Below are 17,465 nucleotides of genomic sequence, written 5' to 3'. Positions count from 1 at the left end.
ACCACAAGTTGCTACATGTTTACGCTCTTAGCGATCGCGAGCTATCGTGGACATAAGAGGCTAAAACTTGCCCAATTCCTTTCTCCGGTGTTTAACTTAAATGACCTCCCCAATTTCAAAGAAATCATTCCCCACGGTCAGAAAAGCTGCTGTGTTACTCGCAGCAATTTCGATTGTGACACCATTTGGTGTCAAATCCGCATCGGCACAACCGATTGTACCAGCACCAGACGGCACAAATACGGTTGTCACGCCCGATGGTAACCGTTTGGATATTACGGGCGGGCAAACTTCAGGCGATCGCACCAACCTCTTCCACAGTTTCACTCAATTTAACCTCGACTCCGGTCAAACTGCTAACTTTATATCTATACCTGAAATTCGCAATATTTTAGGTAGAATTACTGGCGGCGATCCTTCCCGCATTAATGGTTTAATTCAGGTTGTTGGTAGCAATGCCAACTTATTTTTAATCAACCCCGCTGGGATTATTTTTGGTTCTAGTGCAAGTTTAAACGTTCCCGCTTCTTTTATTGCGACGACGGCAAACGGGATTGGGTTTGGAAATAATTTTTTTAATGCGACAGGTACTAATAATTATAACATTTTAAATGGTACGCCGAATGCATTTGCTTTCACGATGAGTCAACCGGGAAGCATTATCAACGCCGGAAATTTGACCGTAGGAACTGGGCAAAATTTGGCGTTAGTTGGCGGTACGGTTGTTAATACGGGACAGCTGACAGCACCAGCGGGACAAATTACGGTTCTCTCTGTACCGGGAGAAAGAACGGTGAGACTTTCTCAACCGGGATTTTTACTCAGTTTGGATGTGACAGCACCGGGTGGAAATCAACCGAATCAATGGACGTTACCAATTTTATCTTTGCCGCAATTGCTCACAGGTGGAAGTGGGGGAAATGCCACGGGTGTAACCCTTAACGAAAAGGGACAAGTCATGCTAACGGGTTCGGGAATTTCCATCCCGACAGATGCGGGTACAACGATTGTAGCGGGAAATTTGGATACTTCTGGAAAGACCGGAGGAACGGTACAAGTTTTAGGCGATAAAGTTGGATTAGTTGGTGCCAATATTAACGCTTCCGGGACAAATGGCGGCGGGAATGTTTTGGTTGGGGGAGACTATCGCGGACAAGGCACTGTCCCCAATGCGTCTCGCACTTTTGTAGATGCAAATTCGGCGATTTCGGTTGATAGTTTTACGGTAGGAAATGGCGGCAGGGCGATTGTTTGGGCGGATAAAGCCACGGATTTTTATGGCAGCATCAGTGCTAAAGGTGGCAGCAATTCGGGGAATGGTGGATTTGTAGAAATATCGGGGAAAGATACTCTGTTTTTTGCCGGAAAAGTCGATTTGACTGCACCGAATGGCAAGACCGGGACGCTGTTGCTCGACCCGAAAGATATCACAATCGTCGGCGGGGGTGGAGCAACTAACGATGGCGAATTGGCGGATAAGCAAATCCTGGCAGGTGATAGTCCAGGTGCAACTTTCACCATATCGGAAAACGCACTTGAATCTTTACCAGATGACGCCAACATTATTTTAGAAGCAACCGATAATATTACGATTGAAAGTTTAAGCAACGGCGTTCTTAACCTCAAAGCTATTACTGGGTCGATTGCGTTTAAAGCAGATACAGATAACGATGGAGTTGGCTCTTTTTCGATGAAGTCGGGGCACACTATCCAAACACAGGGGGGTGCTGTATCGATTTCAGGTGCTAGCTTAAATATTGGAGCTATTACAGTCGATAATCGTACCCCTTTGCCCAAGGGCGGCGATATTAACTTGACCGCTACAAAAGGTGGGATTAATATTGCAGGTAAAGTAATTACCCTGGCTGAAGTTACCACCCCTGCTGGCAGTGGGGGTGCGATTACTATTAAAGCTAACGGCGATATTGTGGCAAGCAACCCGATACAATCTCGCTCTAGAGATGTTCCTGGTACAGGTAAGGCGGGCAATGGCGGACCGATTAGCATTACCACAACTAACGGTAACATTATTGTCAATAAATTACATACATTTTCTGCTGTTTATACAGGTGAAAGTACACCAGGCAACGGTGGAAATATTACGGTAGATGCCAGCAACGGCAACATCATCATTAAGGGAGAGATATTGTCTCAATCGCTCAACGTTCCGAATAATAATAGTGGAGAGGGTGGAGCGATTAATTTGACCAGTCGTGGGGGTTCGATTACGATAGATGGGCAAGTAAACAGCAGTGCTGAAAGTGGAAATGGGGGAGCAATTCGGCTCCAAGCTGATAATGATATTACGGTGAATGGTAATATCAACTCGACTTCAATTAGTGGCACTGGAGGCGCGATCGCTCTAACCGCCAAAAACAATATTACCGTCTCTGAACTATCTTCCTACACATCTGGATTGGGCAATGGCGGTAATATTACCCTAATTAGCAAAGCAGGAGCAATTAATGCCAAAGGAAATGTGCTAGCCGGTTTTACCACTAAAGGCAATGGCGGTACAATTACCTTTGAAGCTTTTGGCGATATTACTAATAGCAATATTTTATCAGCAGACACCGATGGTGCTGGTAAAGGCGGCGATATTATCCTTAGTAGCAGTGGGGGAGCAATTAATATCGCTGGTGCGATTTTGTCCGCCGACTCTAACAGCGGCGATGGCGGCAATATTACGATGAAAGCTGCTGGCAATATCACCACAGGTTCGACTCATTCGCGAGCATTTGGTAGCGGTAAGAGTGGGGATATTAATATTATCAGCAGCGGCGGCAATATCGATACTACTGAGGGGAGTTTAGAAACTAAATCGGACAAGGGGAGTGGAGGAGCGATCGGATTAACTGCCACCTCTGGTAACATCACTACAGGTCTGATAAATTCTACTGCTCCTATTAGTGGCGGCAATATTACCCTCAATGCTGGCAATACTATTACCACCGATAGCATCGATGCAACAGGCGCACCCGGTAGTGGTAATATTAGCCTCAAGGCTAATGAAATTGACTTTGTTGGGTTGGCAACGGAAACTACCCCTACAATCAAGGGTAGGGGAACGCTCCAGCTGCAAGCAGCAACCCCAAGTCAAAATATTGCAATTAACGGCATCAGCGATACCGGCAAAGATACCTTAGACATTACCCAATCTGAATTAGCTTCTTTAGTTAATGGCTTTGGGGGTATTATTATCGGTGGCAGCAGCACCAGCGGTGCTATTACTTTAGCCAATGATGTTACCTTCAACGATCCCATAATTTTGAACGCTTCTGGTGCAGGGGGTTCGCTCTCGACGAATAGTTTTACCATTAGCGGACAAGACAACGCCAGCATTCTCCTGAAAGTCGATGGAAATATTACCACTAACAATATTAATAATCCAGGTCGCCCGATTACTATAACCAGCACCAGCGGTAATATTAATACCAAGGCAGGCACAATTAAGTCTGAAATTTCCATCGGCAACGGTGGTTTAGTTTCTTTGACAACTTTATCCCCCACCGGCACAATTACCACCGGCGATATTTTAACTGGTTCTGCCGATGGAGATGGAGGAAGTATCAGCATCACTACCGCTGGCGGTGCTATCTCTACAAGTAATCTAGAATCGCGAACTTTCTTTGTAGGTAGTGGCGGTAACGTTACCTTGGATGCTAAAGGCGGCAGCATCACCACGGGTAATATCGACAGCTATTCTAACGTCAGTTCTAAAGTTGGTGGCGATATCCGGATCAACAATGCCAGTAGGATTACGACAGGCAATCTTAACGCTGCTAGTGGAGGCATTTTAGATGCACCCAAAGGCGGTTTGATTTCCCTCAACGCTACCGATAATATTACAACCGGAAATATCCAAACGCGAGCCAATAATGTTGAATTAAATGCCCCGATTGCTCTAACAAATAATTTAGCCGTTTGTATTATTGGTCCGGATTACATCTGCGGCAACTCTTCGGGTAATATTACCTTTGGCGGTACGGTCAATGGCAAGTATAACCTGCTGCTAGATGCGGGGAAGGGGGACATCACATTTAAAGGTGCTGTCGGTAATACCGTTGCGTTGAACAATTTGATTCTTAACAGCACCGGCACAACTCGCTTTGACAGTACAGTTAATGCTGCTAGCGTCACTACTAATCCCGGTGGAACGACTCAAATCAAGGGTAACGTGACTACAACCGCAGATGCGGGTCAAATTTATAACGATAACGTCGAAATTGTCGGTAATATCATCCTTACGGGTGACGAAATTAACTTTGGCGGTACGGTGGCGGGGAAAGGTAACCTGACTTTGCAACCTTTGGCAAAAGATCGAGCGATCGCACTCGGCAGTGCTACCGACACAGGTGCTGCAACTCTCGACCTAACAGCAGCAGAGATTAACGCTTTCCAAGATGGCTTTAGTTCGATTACCATCGGTCGTACAGATAGCACCGCCAGCATTACCATCCCCAAGGACGTTACTTTTAAAGACCCCGTAACAATTCAAACAGGATCGGGAACGATCGCCGCCACCGCAACCATTACCGGAAAGGGTAACGCCTCCATCACCATGAGTGCGAATGGAAACATAAATACTCGCAATATTACTGCGCCAGCGGGGATGGGAATTACCAGCACTAGCGGGACGATCGATACCAGTGCAGGGAAGCTGGATGCTTCTAATAACGAGGGGAATGGGGGAGCGATCGCGCTGAATGCAGCTGGCAATATTACTACAGGTAACATCACTTCCAGTTCCACAGCGGGTGCTGGCGGTAACATCACCCTCAAGAGTGAAGCGGGAGTCATTACAGCGGGAAATCTCAATGCATCCGGCACTACCAAAGGTGGGACAATTACCGTTCAAACACCCGTTCAAATTACCACCAGGGAAATCAATTCCAGTGCCAGTATCGGCAATGGCGGCAACGTCTCCCTCGATCCCGAAGGCGACATCCAAGTTGACTCGATCAACGCCCAAGGTGGCGAAAGGGGTAGAGGCGGTAGCGTGGACATTACCACCGCACGGTTTTTCCGCGCTTTGGGTATTTTCACAGATAGAAATGATATAGAATCTAGCATCTCCACCGCCGGAGGAACTGGCGGCGGGTCGATTGCAATTCGACATGGGGGAGGGGCAAACACCGCCTTTGTCGTGCAGCGCGACCCGAACAACGGCAACACGGTTGATACTACGAATAACGGCACCAGAGGCAACATTACAGCTGGCACTGGTTCGGAAGAAACTGTAAGACCCGGATCTTATTTTGGACCTTTTACCCAGGGTTTAACCCAAGTCATTACAACCCCCGGCAACAGTCCGCTTCCAACTAATCCGACTAATCCAACTAATCCAACTAATCCCACTAATCCAACTAATCCAACTAATCCGGGGAATCCCACTAATCCAACTAATCCAACTAATCCGGGGAATCCAACTAATCCAACTAATCCAACTAATCCGGGGAATCCCACTAATCCAACTAATCCAACTAATCCAACTAATCCGACTAATCCAACTAATCCAACTAATCCAACTAATCCAACTAATCCAACTAATCCAACTAATCCAACTAATCCAACTAATCCGGGGAATCCGACTAATCCAACTAATCCGGGGAATCCAAACAATCCCACCAATCCGACTAATCCGGGGAATCCAAACAATCCCACCAATCCGACTAATCCGGGGAATCCAAACAATCCGACTAATCCGACTAATCCGGGGAATCCAAACAATCCGACTAATCCGACTAATCCGGGGAATCCAAACAATCCGACTAATCCTAATAATCCGGGTGGCGGCAATAGTGGCGGTGGGCAAGTTGCAAACGAAACCAGAATTGGAACCGACCTTGAGGGGGAAACGACTGCGCCGATTGAGGCAAACAATGCAGTCGCGAGCAGAGTATCTATTGATACTACTGAGCCTATGCGAGACAATATTACTCAGGCACTGCAAAGGGGGAACATAGAACAGGCAGTATCGCTGATTGAGCAACTCAGACAACAAGAATTTGCCAATTACTTTGAAGGGAATATCTCGCAACTGCCTTTGAGTCCAGTATCGCTGGAAAAAATAGGGGAGATTTTGGGCTTAATTGCCGAACGCACGGGGAAAAAAGTGGCTGTTATTTACGTATTGGCTAGCCCACAACAATTAGATTTAGTGTTAGTCACTCCCAATTGCAAATCAATTGACAGAAGCGTGCCAGAGGCGAGGCGCGAGGTTTTGCGCCGCAATTGCCAAACCGTTTACGTTAGGGTTCCAGAGGCGAAGCGCGAAGTTGTGCTGCAATTGGCGAGAGAATTTCGTCAAACGATCACCGATCCCAACGAAAGGGACACTGATAGTTACAAAGCACCGGCGCAACAACTATATCAGTGGTTAATTGCACCTTTGGCAGCCGAATTGCAAGCGAGGGGGATAGATGCGATCGCATTCTCATTGGATGCTGGTTTGCGAACTCTTCCCATCGCCGCTTTGTACGACGGGAAACAGTTTCTGGTAGAAAAGTACAGTATCAGCTTAATTCCCAGCATTAATTTAACCGATACTCGCGTTGGCGATATCAAGAGCGCCCAAGTTCTGGCAATGGGTGCATCAGAATTTAAAGAGTTAAATCCGTTACCTGCCGTCCCAGTAGAATTATCTACCATTACTAACGAGTGGTCGGGTAAAGGATTTCTCAACGAACAGTTCACCCTGGCAAATCTTAAATCCCAACGTGCAGCTACACCTTTTGGCATCATTCACTTAGCAACTCACGGAGAATTCAAACCCGGAAAACCCAATAACTCTTACATTCAGCTGTGGGACACCCAACTCAAATTAGACCAATTGCGGCAATTGAGATGGAATAAACCACCTGTGGAATTATTAGTATTGAGTGCCTGTCGCACAGCGGTAGGAGATGAACAAGCTGAGTTGGGGTTTGGAGGATTGGCGGTAGCATCGGGCGCTAAAACAGCGTTAGCCAGTTTGTGGTATGTATCCGATGCCGCCACGTTAGCACTGATGAGTGAGTTTTATCCACAATTAAAGCGAGTTGCAATTAAAGCAGATGCACTCAGGGAAGCACAAATTGCCATGCTGAGGGGACAGGTACGCCTGCAAGGGGGTCAATTGCAAGTTCCGGGATTGTCCTCTGTTTCCCTCCCGCCAGAATTAGCACAGTTGGGAGATAAAACTTTGGCACATCCCTTTTATTGGGCAGGTTTTACGATGATTGGAAGTCCTTGGTAGGGAAGGGGATCGATCCCCCCCAACCCCCAATGCCTTGGGGGGCTACGGGGGGATCCCCCCAACCCCCCAAGGCATTGGGGGCTACGGGGGGATCTAGGAAAAATCATCGATTTGGCAACCAGAGATTTTGACAGAAACAAAGGTAATGACCTCGGCGCGTAGACGACCGAGAAACCGGGTTTCTGGCAGCGCTCTCTGATTGCAAAGCGATGATTTTTCCTAGAAACAAAGGTGATTTGCCTCGGTTCTGGTTTGTTTGCAGAAACCGAGAAACCGGGTTTCTGCCAGCGCTCTCTGATTGCAAAGCGATGATTTTTCCTAGAAACAAAGGTGATTTGCCTCGGTTCTGGTTTGTTGGCAGTTTCCACTTTAGTCGTGTAATAATTTTATCCAAGTGCAAGGATAGGGCGACTGGGAGCATCATCGATAAACAAGCTGCTAACTCGAGGCAAGAGTTGGTTCGAGCTACTAATAATTCCGCATCTTAACTGGGTACATCCATATGCGCGTAAGTCCTAGCCCTCATAATTCCGTATCTTAACTGGGTGCATCCAGCGAGATACCTGATTCCAGTTGAGATAATTACTATGTCCAATAATCCATTCAGCGTTGGTCAACCAGTTCCCCCAGAGCGATTTGTGGGGCGAAGCTATGAAATTGCGGCGGCATTCGACCAAATCTATAATCGCGCTCATTTGGCGCTTTGGGGAGGTCCTGGAATGGGTAAGACCTCCTTTTTGCAGTTGCTGGCGTCGCCGCAATTCTGGAAAAATAACGGATTAGATCCATCTAAGGCTGCGATCGCTCTACTTAATTGCGAGAATATCATTCCCTTCACTCCCTCTGGCTTTTGGCGGGAAGTCTTGAGCTTAATCAAAAATAACTTGGTCAGCGAACCTGAATTACAGGGTGAAATTGAAACGTTATTGCAAACGGATACAACAACCAAAGATAGCCTGCGCCAGATATTGGGGAAGCTTGGGAAAAAAAATAAATTCTTGGTGCTGCTGGTAGATGACTATGATGCAGCTCTGCGCCCAAACGAGCAGTACACTGAAGCCAACGTGGAACAATTCGTCACCGAATGCCGTAGTTTGGCTGTTCACTGCAAGGAGAGCAAATATCTCTCGATGATAGTCGCTTCTCTCAGGCGCCTGAATGAACTTGGACCCCCCCTGCGAGCAACTGCTTCACCTTGGTATAACCACTATCTTTTCCAGTCCCTCAAGCCATTTAATCAAAATGAAATTGCTCACCTACTCGGCATCCCAATGACACCAGAATTACGGGATGCGATTGAAGAAATTGCTGGTGGACACCCGCGTTTATTACAGATAGCTGGTTATTTGCTTTACAGAGAACTGCGAACCGGGAAAGTCCCTGATGTGCAAGCTTTTGTTCAGGATTTTGAAAGCTCTACCCAGCCATTTTTTCACAGTATTTGGGCCAGGAGTTCTGAACCAGAGCAGACTTTGTTGATGCTGATGGCTCTGTTTCATTTAAAAGGTCGTCTGCATAAGAACAAACAGTTTGATTTGCGGGGCATGGATCTAATTTTCACCCAAAGAGAGCGCGAGTTAACCAAACTAGAAGAACAACTTGTAATTACCCGCGTTAACGGTGGAAAAGTGCCATACAGCTTCACTTCATCAATCATGGAACGATGGGTGATTCAAGAGATTTGGAATGCGGATAAGGCTTTCCTGCAAGAACGACAAAAGGTGTTTCTCAACCTCATGAGTCACTCTCAAGTCAAAAAATTCCAAAGCTCAATTAACTGGCTATGGACGAATAAAAATGAAGTGCCGTCTACTCTTGAATGGTTGGCTAAATTAGTAGCCGCTTTGAACGGATTGATATAGCGGCTTGCACGCGCATGAGGTACACCTGAGTTTGTCAAGCGCGCACCCTTAAGGGTGCGCGCTTGACAAACGAAGCCAAAAGGCTGTACCTCATACGGCTGCAATCTGCTGTAATTTGATTCCTTTGAACAACTGGGTTTATTCAACAATACCTTTGCCAAAATCCAACAGCCACTAAGGGTGCGGCTATAGGAGCAAAGGCTGCCAGAGCAGCCTGGATTTGACCAACCCATCACCTTTGTTTCTGCGTCGATCTCTAGTTAAAAAGCGACATTTTTCCGAGAAACCCGGTTTCTTTAGCCGGTGCCTGCTACGCCTAAGACTAACCCATCACCTTTGTTTCTGCGTCGATCTCTAGTTAAAAAGCGACGATTTTTCCGAGAAACCCGGTTTCTTCAGCCGGGAAAATTGACCAAGGTATTGTTGAAAAAAACCTGGTTTTTCAATAGCTTAAATAACTTTGACAAACTACTGGAAACCTGTGGAGATAGAGAATATGGTTGGGAACACAAATCCTAGAAATCCTTACATTGTCGGTGTTCCTATAACAGATCCGAACAAGTTTTTTGGTCGAGAAAGTCTGTTCGCCTTTATTGAGGACAATCTGAGGCAGAATGTAAAAGTTATCTTGTTGCACGGTCAACGACGTATAGGTAAGTCGTCTGTACTCAAACAGATTCCCAACAAAGTTGGGAATAATGAGTTTGTTTTTGTTCCTTTTGATTTGCAAGGTCACAGTCAGTCAACTCTGAGTAGTATACTGCATGACCTAGCTCAGGAGATTGTCCAACACCTTGAGCGACAAGATATGGTGCTGCCGAATATTCAAGACTTAGAAGGAGATACAGATATATTATCTCGTGATTTTTTACCCACAGTTTATCAGGCAATCGGCGATAAAAATCTGGTGTTGTTGCTGGATGAGTTTGATGTTGTGGAAAGCCAAAACAACATACTAAATAATGGCGCTGGTTTTTTTAAATATTTACAATCGCTCACTAGCAACCAGGAAAAATTATTTATAATTCCGGTAGTGGGACGGAATGTGAACGATCTGACAAATCTGCTTAGTTTGTTGGGAAGTGCGCCTCACCAGGAAATAAGTTTTCTAGATGATACAAGTGCTAAACGACTGATTAGGAACCCAGCGCAGGAAATTATGACATACGAAGAGGAGGCGATCCAAGAAATTCGGAAACTATCGGGAGGGCATCCGTATTTTACCCAAGTAATCTGCTCTTGTCTTTTCACGAAAGCAAATTTGAACAATAATTGGACGGTCACTCGTGCAGATGTAGAGAGTATTGTAGACAAGGCAATTGAAAGTGCTGAAGGTGGCTTGGCATGGTTCTGGGATGGACTGTCTATACCAGAGAAAGTGATTTTTTCAGCGGTAGCAGAATCTCAAAAGATAGCTATTGATAAAAATCAAATAGTTCCGGAAAAACCTTTAACGTTACTAAAAAAGCATCGAATCAGCACAAAAATTTACCTGTTGGATGCAGTAAAAAACCTAGTCATAAATGGTTGGTTGGATGACATAGGACTGAGAGTGAAAGTTGAATTAGTTCGCCGCTGGTTGGTAAAACATCACCCACTTACGCAGGTAATGAATAATGAACTGAAGGAACTTAAAAGTCAAAATAGCAAAGTCGCGATCCTGTTTAAAAGTCAACGAATTCTGATAGGCTCAATAGCAGCCGCAGCGATCGCTGTAGGTTTCGGAGTTTATCGAGTGGCAACTCCTTGCCCCGCAGGTGAACACAAAGCATTATTAGGTATTCGATGTGAAGCAGATACGGGAAGGATTAGTCGCGGCGATCGCAGGTTTTTTCCCAATAATCAAAACCCCAATCGCGACCGTGGCATTGCCGCATTCAAACAAGGCAATTACTCCCAAGCAGCGCAATTCTTTAAACTCGCTGTTGAAGATAATCGCAACGATCCAGAAGTGCTAATTTACTACAACAATGCACTGGCAAAGCAACAGGGTTCTCCTATAACTTTGGCAGCAGTCGTGCCAGTAGATAACCGAGAAGGAATAACTCAAGAAATTTTACGCGGTGTGGCACAGGCACAAAATCAGTTTAATCAAAAAAGGGGATTAAACGGTCGCTTACTGGAAATTGTCATCGCCAATGATGGTAACCAACCAGAACAAGCTAAACAAATAGCTCAGGCGTTGGTGAAAGACCAATCTGTACTGGGAGTAATCGGACACTACTCTAGCGATGCTACCAAATCGGCACTAAATGAATACAAAAAAGCTGAAGTAGCCACTATCTCTCCCACCAGCACCAGTACATCTTTGCAGCGTGATAATTTCTTTAGGACAGTTGCTTCTGATGCTGCTGCTGGAAAACAGTTAGCTGAATATGCCAGAAAATCCCTGAACTTAAACTCAGTTGCGATTTTCTTTGATCCTGAGAGTTCCTACAGCGACAGTCTCAGGGAGGAATTTACAAAGAACTTTGAAAAACTAGGAGGTAGCGTAGTGAGGAAGATTGATTTGACCGAATCGCAATTCAATCCACAAACAGAAGTTGCAAAGAGTCTGTATAAAGATAAGGCACAAGCAATTGTGTTGTTTCCGGACGCAAAAAACACTGATGTGGCGATGAAAATTGCTACAGCTAACGCCCAGCAGACGACTAGGCTAAAGACTAGCTCCCAAAATCCACAAAGACAAGGGCTAAAGTTGTTAGGAGGGGATGCTTTATATAGCCAGACAATTTTGGATCAAGGCGGTCAAGATGTTGAAGGGTTGATTCTATCTGTATCTTGGTTCAGGGAAGCACAACAAGCAAAAAAATTCGCAACAGCAGCAGCGAAGCAATGGGGAGGAGAAATTAGCTGGCGCACTGCTAGTAGCTATGATGCAACTCAGGCTTTTATTAAAGCTTTATCACCTAATCCCAGTCGCGCTACAGTTCTGCGAGGACTTCAAAATATCAATATTTCAGCCAATGAAACTTCAGGTGATTCTCTCAAGTTTACTCCTGAAGGAGAACGACAGAATCAACCCAAGCTTGTTAAGGTTGAGGGAGGTAAATTTAAGCTCCTACAATAGACTTCCTCAATGGCGGGCAGGATGCCCACCCCACAAGAGTTGTGCCCCTGATGATATAGTACGGTTGGCAAGACCTGCACTTAACGCCTGTGGACAATTTGGAGCCGACTCCCTTGGTTGAAGCAGGCAGCAGACCCTCTAGAAGTTATTTCTGGTTGAATGGTAAACTTTAGATAAGTTTAGCCAAGTTCTGTAGAGCAGTGTCAGTGCATTTACGCTATCCGCTAAACACTGGACAAAACTGGACAACCATTAGCAAACGGTGAAGAGATAGCCAGCCTAAGCGAAAGCTACGTTTTGAGAGTCATGACACCTACAGGTGCTTTCCAGTCTGTGGCTCTGTCGTCAAAGATTAAACAGGTCTATTTAGCTAAGCTAGTGTCTTTGACAAAACACAAGCCCTCAAAACATTGGCGAGGAAAACATTACCCCGAAAGGGAGGACATTTATGTCTAATTTTGTCTTTGTTCTAGATACCAATTTTCAACCGCTTGACCCAGTACCACCAGGACAAGCAAGGCGATTGTTAAACCAAGGAAAAGCCGCTATCTATAGGCGTTACCCGTTTGCAATCATCTTAAAACACGCAGTTCCAAGCCAGAAAACACAGCCGCATCAACTAAAAATTGATCCGGGTTCTAAGGTTACTGGGTTAGCAATTGTACAGGGCAGTAAAGTTATCTGGGGTGCCCAGTTAACCCACAGAAGACAGCAAATTAAGAACGATCTAGAATCGCGTCGCGCTATTCGTCGCCACCGCAGAAACCGTAAAACTAGGTATCGCAAGCCACGGTTTTTAAACCGGACTCGGAAAGCAGGGTGGTTACCACCCAGCCTGCGATCGTTGGTGGAAAATGTACTAACTTGGGTGATGCGGCTACGTCGATATGTTCCGATTACTGGCATATCTCAGGAGTTGGTCAAATTCGATACGCAAAAACTACAAAACCCTGAAATATCAGGCATAGAGTACCAACAGGGAGAACTTGCAGGGTACGAGATTAGAGAATATTTACTCCACAAATGGGGTAGGAAGTGCGCTTATTGCGGCAATCAAAATGTACCGCTTGAAGTCGAACACATCCAACCAAAATCGAGAGGAGGAAGCGAGAGAGTTTCTAATTTGACCATTGCTTGCCATCAATGCAATCAAGCAAAAGGAAATCAAGATATTCAAGATTTTTTAGCACAAAAGCCGGATGTGTTAAGTCGGATCGCAAAGCTTGCCAAACGACCATTAAAAGATGCAGCCGCAGTAAATGCTACTCGCTTCGCTCTATTGAACAGATTAAAACAGACATGCCTGCCAGTTGAAACCGGAACGGGCGGCAGAACTAAATACAACCGCACTGTGTTGGGACTGCCTAAAACTCATTGCTTAGATGCTGCTTGTGTAGGAGTAGTAGAAAGCTTGCAAGTATTGACCTCTAATCCATTGTTGATTGTGGCTAAGGGGTGGGGAAATCGCCAAATGTGTACGCCTAATAAATACGGCTTTCCAACCAAACATAGAACGCGGTGCAAGACGTTCTTTGGCTTTCAAACTGGCGATATGGTGCAAGCGACTCTACCCGCAGGAAAGTTTGCAGGCACTCATGTTGGTAGGCTAGTAGTTAGAAAAAGCGGAGTTTTTGAGCTGATTTCGCCGAGAGGAAAGGTTAGCCCAGTGCGCCACAAATACTGCAAAGCAATTCATCGTAACGATGGTTATATGTATGGGTTTTCCACCTTTGTCCAGCAATTCGGCGATGCTTAGGTGTGGCGATCGCAAAAATCCTGACATGATTGGTGTTCCTATTTATGAGATATTCATTGGCTGGCAGAAATCCTTACATCATCGGTCGTCCAATCAATAACGCGGAATTCTTTGTCGGGCGAGAAAGAATACTCCGCTTTGTTGACGATAATCTGAGATTTGGTGAAAAAGTTATCTTGTTGGACGGTCAAAGACGTATCGGGAAGTCGTCTGTAGTGCGTAATATTCCCAAGTTTGTTTCATCAGATGAGTTTGTCTTTGTTCCTTTCAACCTGGAAATCTACAGCCAAGCAACCCTCAGCACAATCTTGGTAGACCTGGCTAAAGAAATCATCGCACACCTGCAACTGGATGAGCGGATAAAGCCGCCTTCAATTCCAGATTTAGAAAAAGACCCATATATTTTTTATAGCCAATTTTTGACCCAAGTATATCAGGCATTGGGCGAAAAAAATCTGGTTTTGTTGCTGGATGAATTTGATATTCCAGGCAGTGATTATTCAGTTCCAGTAGTTCAAGAGTTATTCCCCTATTTACATTCTATCTTAGAGGTAGATAAGAAACTATTCACGGTTCTATGTTTAGGACGGCAATCCCCAGATCTGCCGAATTTACTCAGGTTATTTAAGGGTGCGCCATACCAGGAAATTGGTTTGCTAGATGAGGCAAGTACTAAATATTTAATTACTAAACCAGCTGAGGGAGTTCTGACATACGAAGAGGAGGCGATCAAAGCCATTCTGGAACTGTCGGGCGGGCATCCTTATTTTACCCAAGTAATCTGCTTTTCTATTTTCGGGCAAGCAAGGGATTTAGATAACTGGACGGTGACTCGTGCAGATGTAGAAAGGATTGTAGGCAAGGCAATTGAAAGTGCTGAAGCTGGATTGGCATGGTTCTGGGATGGACTGTCTCGTCTAGAAAAAGTAGTTTTTTCAGCGGCAGCAGAAGCTGAAACAATAGCTAGTGAAAAAGCAGATAAATTTCCAGAAAACCTATTAAAGCTGCTCAAAAGCTATGGAGTTCCCAGAACAGAATCCCTCGTTGAAGCAGCAAAACAACTGGTGGCAAGGGGTTTTTTGGATGACAAGACACGCAAAGTAAAAATAGAATTAGTCCGCCGCTGGTTGTTGAAACGTCACCCAGTCGAACAAGAGGTACGTGAATTAAAAAAACTAGAAAAGGTTGAAGCAAAAATAGTTAATAGCAGAGCGATTGGCGGGCAATTATCAGGACAAAAACAAGATCTAGCGATCGCACCTATTATTCCCGCCGATGCCCCAGTTGTAAACAAGCGAGTTCTGTTAGGAACGGTGGCAGCAATAGGAGTAATCTCTGCTGCTGTAGGTTTCGGCGTTTATCGTTTGGTAACTCCTTGTCCACCAGGTCAAGAGAAAGTATTAGGTATTAGTTGCGTAGCCGATGGGAGTAATATTAGTCGCGGCGATCGCACGTTTTTTCCTATTACTGGTAACCCGAATCGCACCCGTGGCATTGCCGCATTCAAACAAGGCAATTACTCCCAAGCAGCGCAATTCTTTAAACTCGCCGTCGCAGATAATCGCAACGACCCAGAAGTGCTAATTTACTACAACAATGCACTGGCAAAGCAACAGGGTTCTCCTATAACTTTGGCAGCAGTCGTGCCAGTGGATAACCAAGAACCAATAGCTAAAGAAATTTTACGCGGTGTGGCACAGGCACAAAATGAGTTCAATGAAAAAGGAGGATTAAACGGTAGATTATTGGAAATTGTCATCGCCAACGATGCTAACACCCCGGAACAAGCTAAACAAATAGCAGCTGATTTGGTGAAAGACAAATCTGTACTGGGAGTAATCGGACACTACTCTAGCGATGCTACCAAATCGGCACTAAATGAATACAAAAAAGCTGAAATAGCCACTATCTCTCCCACCAGCACCAGTACATCTTTGCAGGGTGATAATTTCTTTAGAACAGTGCCTTCTGATGCTGCTGCTGCTCAAAAATTAGCTGAATATGCCAGAAAATCTCTAGACTTGAACTCAGTTGTAATTTTCTACAATCCTGATAGTTCCTACAGCGACAGTCTCAGGGAGGAATTTACAAAAAACTTTGAAAAACTAGGAGGTAGCGTAGTTCGGAGGATTGATTTGACGGAATCGCAATTCAATGGAGAAACAGAAGTTGCCAAGAGTCTGTATGAAGATCGATCGCAGGCAATTGTGTTGTTTCCCGACGAGCAAAATACTGATGTGGCGCTGAAAATTGCCACAGCTAACGCCCAGCAGACACAAGGGCTAAAGTTGTTAGGAGGGGATGCTTTGTATAGCCAGACAATTTTGAACGAAGGCAATCGAGATCTTGAAGGCTTAATTTTAGCTGTATCTTGGTTTAGGGAAGCACCACAAGCAAAAAAATTCGCAACAGCAGCAGCGCAGCAATGGGGAGGAAATGTGAACTGGCGCACAGCTAGTAGCTATGATGCGACTCAGGCGTTTATTCAAGCTTTGTCGCCCAATCCCACTCGCGCTACAGTTATGCGAAGACTTCAAAATATCAATCTTTCAGCCAGTGAAACTTCAGGTGATTCCCTCAAGTTTACTCCTCAAGGGGAACGACAGAATCAACCCAAGCTTGTTAAGGTTGAGGGAGGTAAATTTAGGCTTCTACAATAGACTTCTGCAACAAAGAAACTTCCTAGACAGGCGAGACGCCTATCCCACAAGAGTTACTTGGAGATGCAACTGTGCGATCGCATCTCACTCATGAATCCTTGAATACCAATATTTCCCGTGAATTTCCACCTCTGTTATCAGGAGATCGCTAGAGCGAGCGTGACTTCTAATAAAAGAAGTTTCATTTGTTACTTGCTGTTTCTGACTCGTCAGATTCTAGCACGACATCTTCATACAAAAGTGCGATCGCGCACCTAAAATCAACGCTACTTAAATAAATTTCCTCTCCTTCTGCATAGGTATAAAGCTCCCAAATTCCTCTATCATTTAATCGAAAAACTTCAACATTCATCTGTTCCGCACCGATCAAAACGTATTCTCTGAGAGTCGAAATGCGGCGATATTGTTGGAACTTTTTCCCCCGATCAAAACTTTCTGTACTCGGTGAAAGAACCTCAACAATTAGACAAGGATGATAAATTACTTTGTCGGCGTTTCTGTCCCTTTCGTCACAACTTACCATTACATCAGGATAGTGAAAGGGGCCTTTTTCAGATACACCTACTTTGGCATCAAAAACGAAGTGACGACAAGAACCACCTCGCAGGTGATTTTTCAACTGATAGAACAGGTTACCAGCAATAGTAGCATGGGCAAGCGTTCCCCCAGTCATGGCAAACACTTCGCCGTTGATATATTCGTATTTAATTGGTTGCTTTTCTTCCCATTCTAGATATTCTTGGGGACTCATGTATTTAGGTTCGGGAGTAGCTACCATAGTAAACCTCCTGGTGCAGTTAAACGAATTTAGAGATGCGTTAGCGCAGCGTGACGCAGACATATCGCTTATCTTATATCCTCAATTATACAACTTTAATAA

6 protein-coding genes are annotated in these 17,465 nt (G+C 45.1%); 5 read left to right on the top strand and 1 reads right to left on the bottom strand.

The window, feature by feature from the left end; all coding sequences use genetic code 11:
- Positions 1–100: 100 nt before the first annotated feature.
- From ACE1CM_RS42375 to ACE1CM_RS42355, 5 genes are all read left to right on the top strand, one after another.
- On the top strand, positions 101–7,237 hold the full coding sequence (locus ACE1CM_RS42375) for a CHAT domain-containing protein (protein ID WP_374885313.1): 7,137 nt from the start codon (positions 101–103) through the stop codon (positions 7,235–7,237).
- A 587-nt stretch (positions 7,238–7,824) separates the two neighbouring features.
- Entirely contained in the window at positions 7,825–9,099 is a 1,275-nt protein-coding gene (locus tag ACE1CM_RS42370; protein WP_374885312.1) for an ATP-binding protein, read from the top strand.
- 496 nt (positions 9,100–9,595) lie between these two features.
- Entirely contained in the window at positions 9,596–12,169 is a 2,574-nt protein-coding gene (locus ACE1CM_RS42365; protein ID WP_374885310.1) for an ABC transporter substrate-binding protein, read from the top strand.
- 448 nt (positions 12,170–12,617) lie between these two features.
- Positions 12,618–13,925, top strand: coding sequence for an RNA-guided endonuclease IscB (iscB, locus tag ACE1CM_RS42360; protein ID WP_374885308.1), 1,308 nt, complete (start codon positions 12,618–12,620; stop codon positions 13,923–13,925).
- A 44-nt stretch (positions 13,926–13,969) separates the two neighbouring features.
- Positions 13,970–16,585 carry an ABC transporter substrate-binding protein gene (locus ACE1CM_RS42355; protein ID WP_374885307.1) on the top strand — a complete coding sequence of 872 codons (2,616 nt, stop codon included), beginning with the start codon at positions 13,970–13,972 and terminating at the stop codon, positions 16,583–16,585.
- Positions 16,586–16,766: 181 nt separating this feature from the next.
- Here the strand turns inward: ACE1CM_RS42355 and ACE1CM_RS42350 are convergent, their stop codons facing one another.
- On the bottom strand, positions 16,767–17,363 hold the full coding sequence (locus ACE1CM_RS42350; RefSeq protein ID WP_374885306.1) for a Uma2 family endonuclease: 597 nt from the start codon (positions 17,361–17,363) through the stop codon (positions 16,767–16,769).
- Positions 17,364–17,465 lie beyond the last annotated feature (102 nt).

The sequence above is a fragment of the Microseira sp. BLCC-F43 genome, from assembly GCF_041929235.1.
Lineage (GTDB): Bacteria > Cyanobacteriota > Cyanobacteriia > Cyanobacteriales > Aerosakkonemataceae > Microseira.
Note: the sequence above shows the minus strand (reverse complement) of the source record. Positions and strands in the feature narration are given on the sequence as shown.

Excerpts from the sequence above, each read along its gene's own strand:
- ACE1CM_RS42375 (WP_374885313.1), top strand. The coding sequence starts at position 101 with ATGACCTCCCCAATTTCAAAGAAATCATTCCCCACGGTCAGAAAAGCT.
- ACE1CM_RS42370 (WP_374885312.1), top strand. The coding sequence starts at position 7,825 with ATGTCCAATAATCCATTCAGCGTTGGTCAACCAGTTCCCCCAGAGCGA.
- ACE1CM_RS42365 (WP_374885310.1), top strand. The coding sequence starts at position 9,596 with ATGGTTGGGAACACAAATCCTAGAAATCCTTACATTGTCGGTGTTCCT.
- iscB (WP_374885308.1), top strand. The coding sequence starts at position 12,618 with ATGTCTAATTTTGTCTTTGTTCTAGATACCAATTTTCAACCGCTTGAC.
- ACE1CM_RS42355 (WP_374885307.1), top strand. The coding sequence starts at position 13,970 with ATGAGATATTCATTGGCTGGCAGAAATCCTTACATCATCGGTCGTCCA.
- ACE1CM_RS42350 (WP_374885306.1), bottom strand. The coding sequence starts at position 17,363 with ATGGTAGCTACTCCCGAACCTAAATACATGAGTCCCCAAGAATATCTA.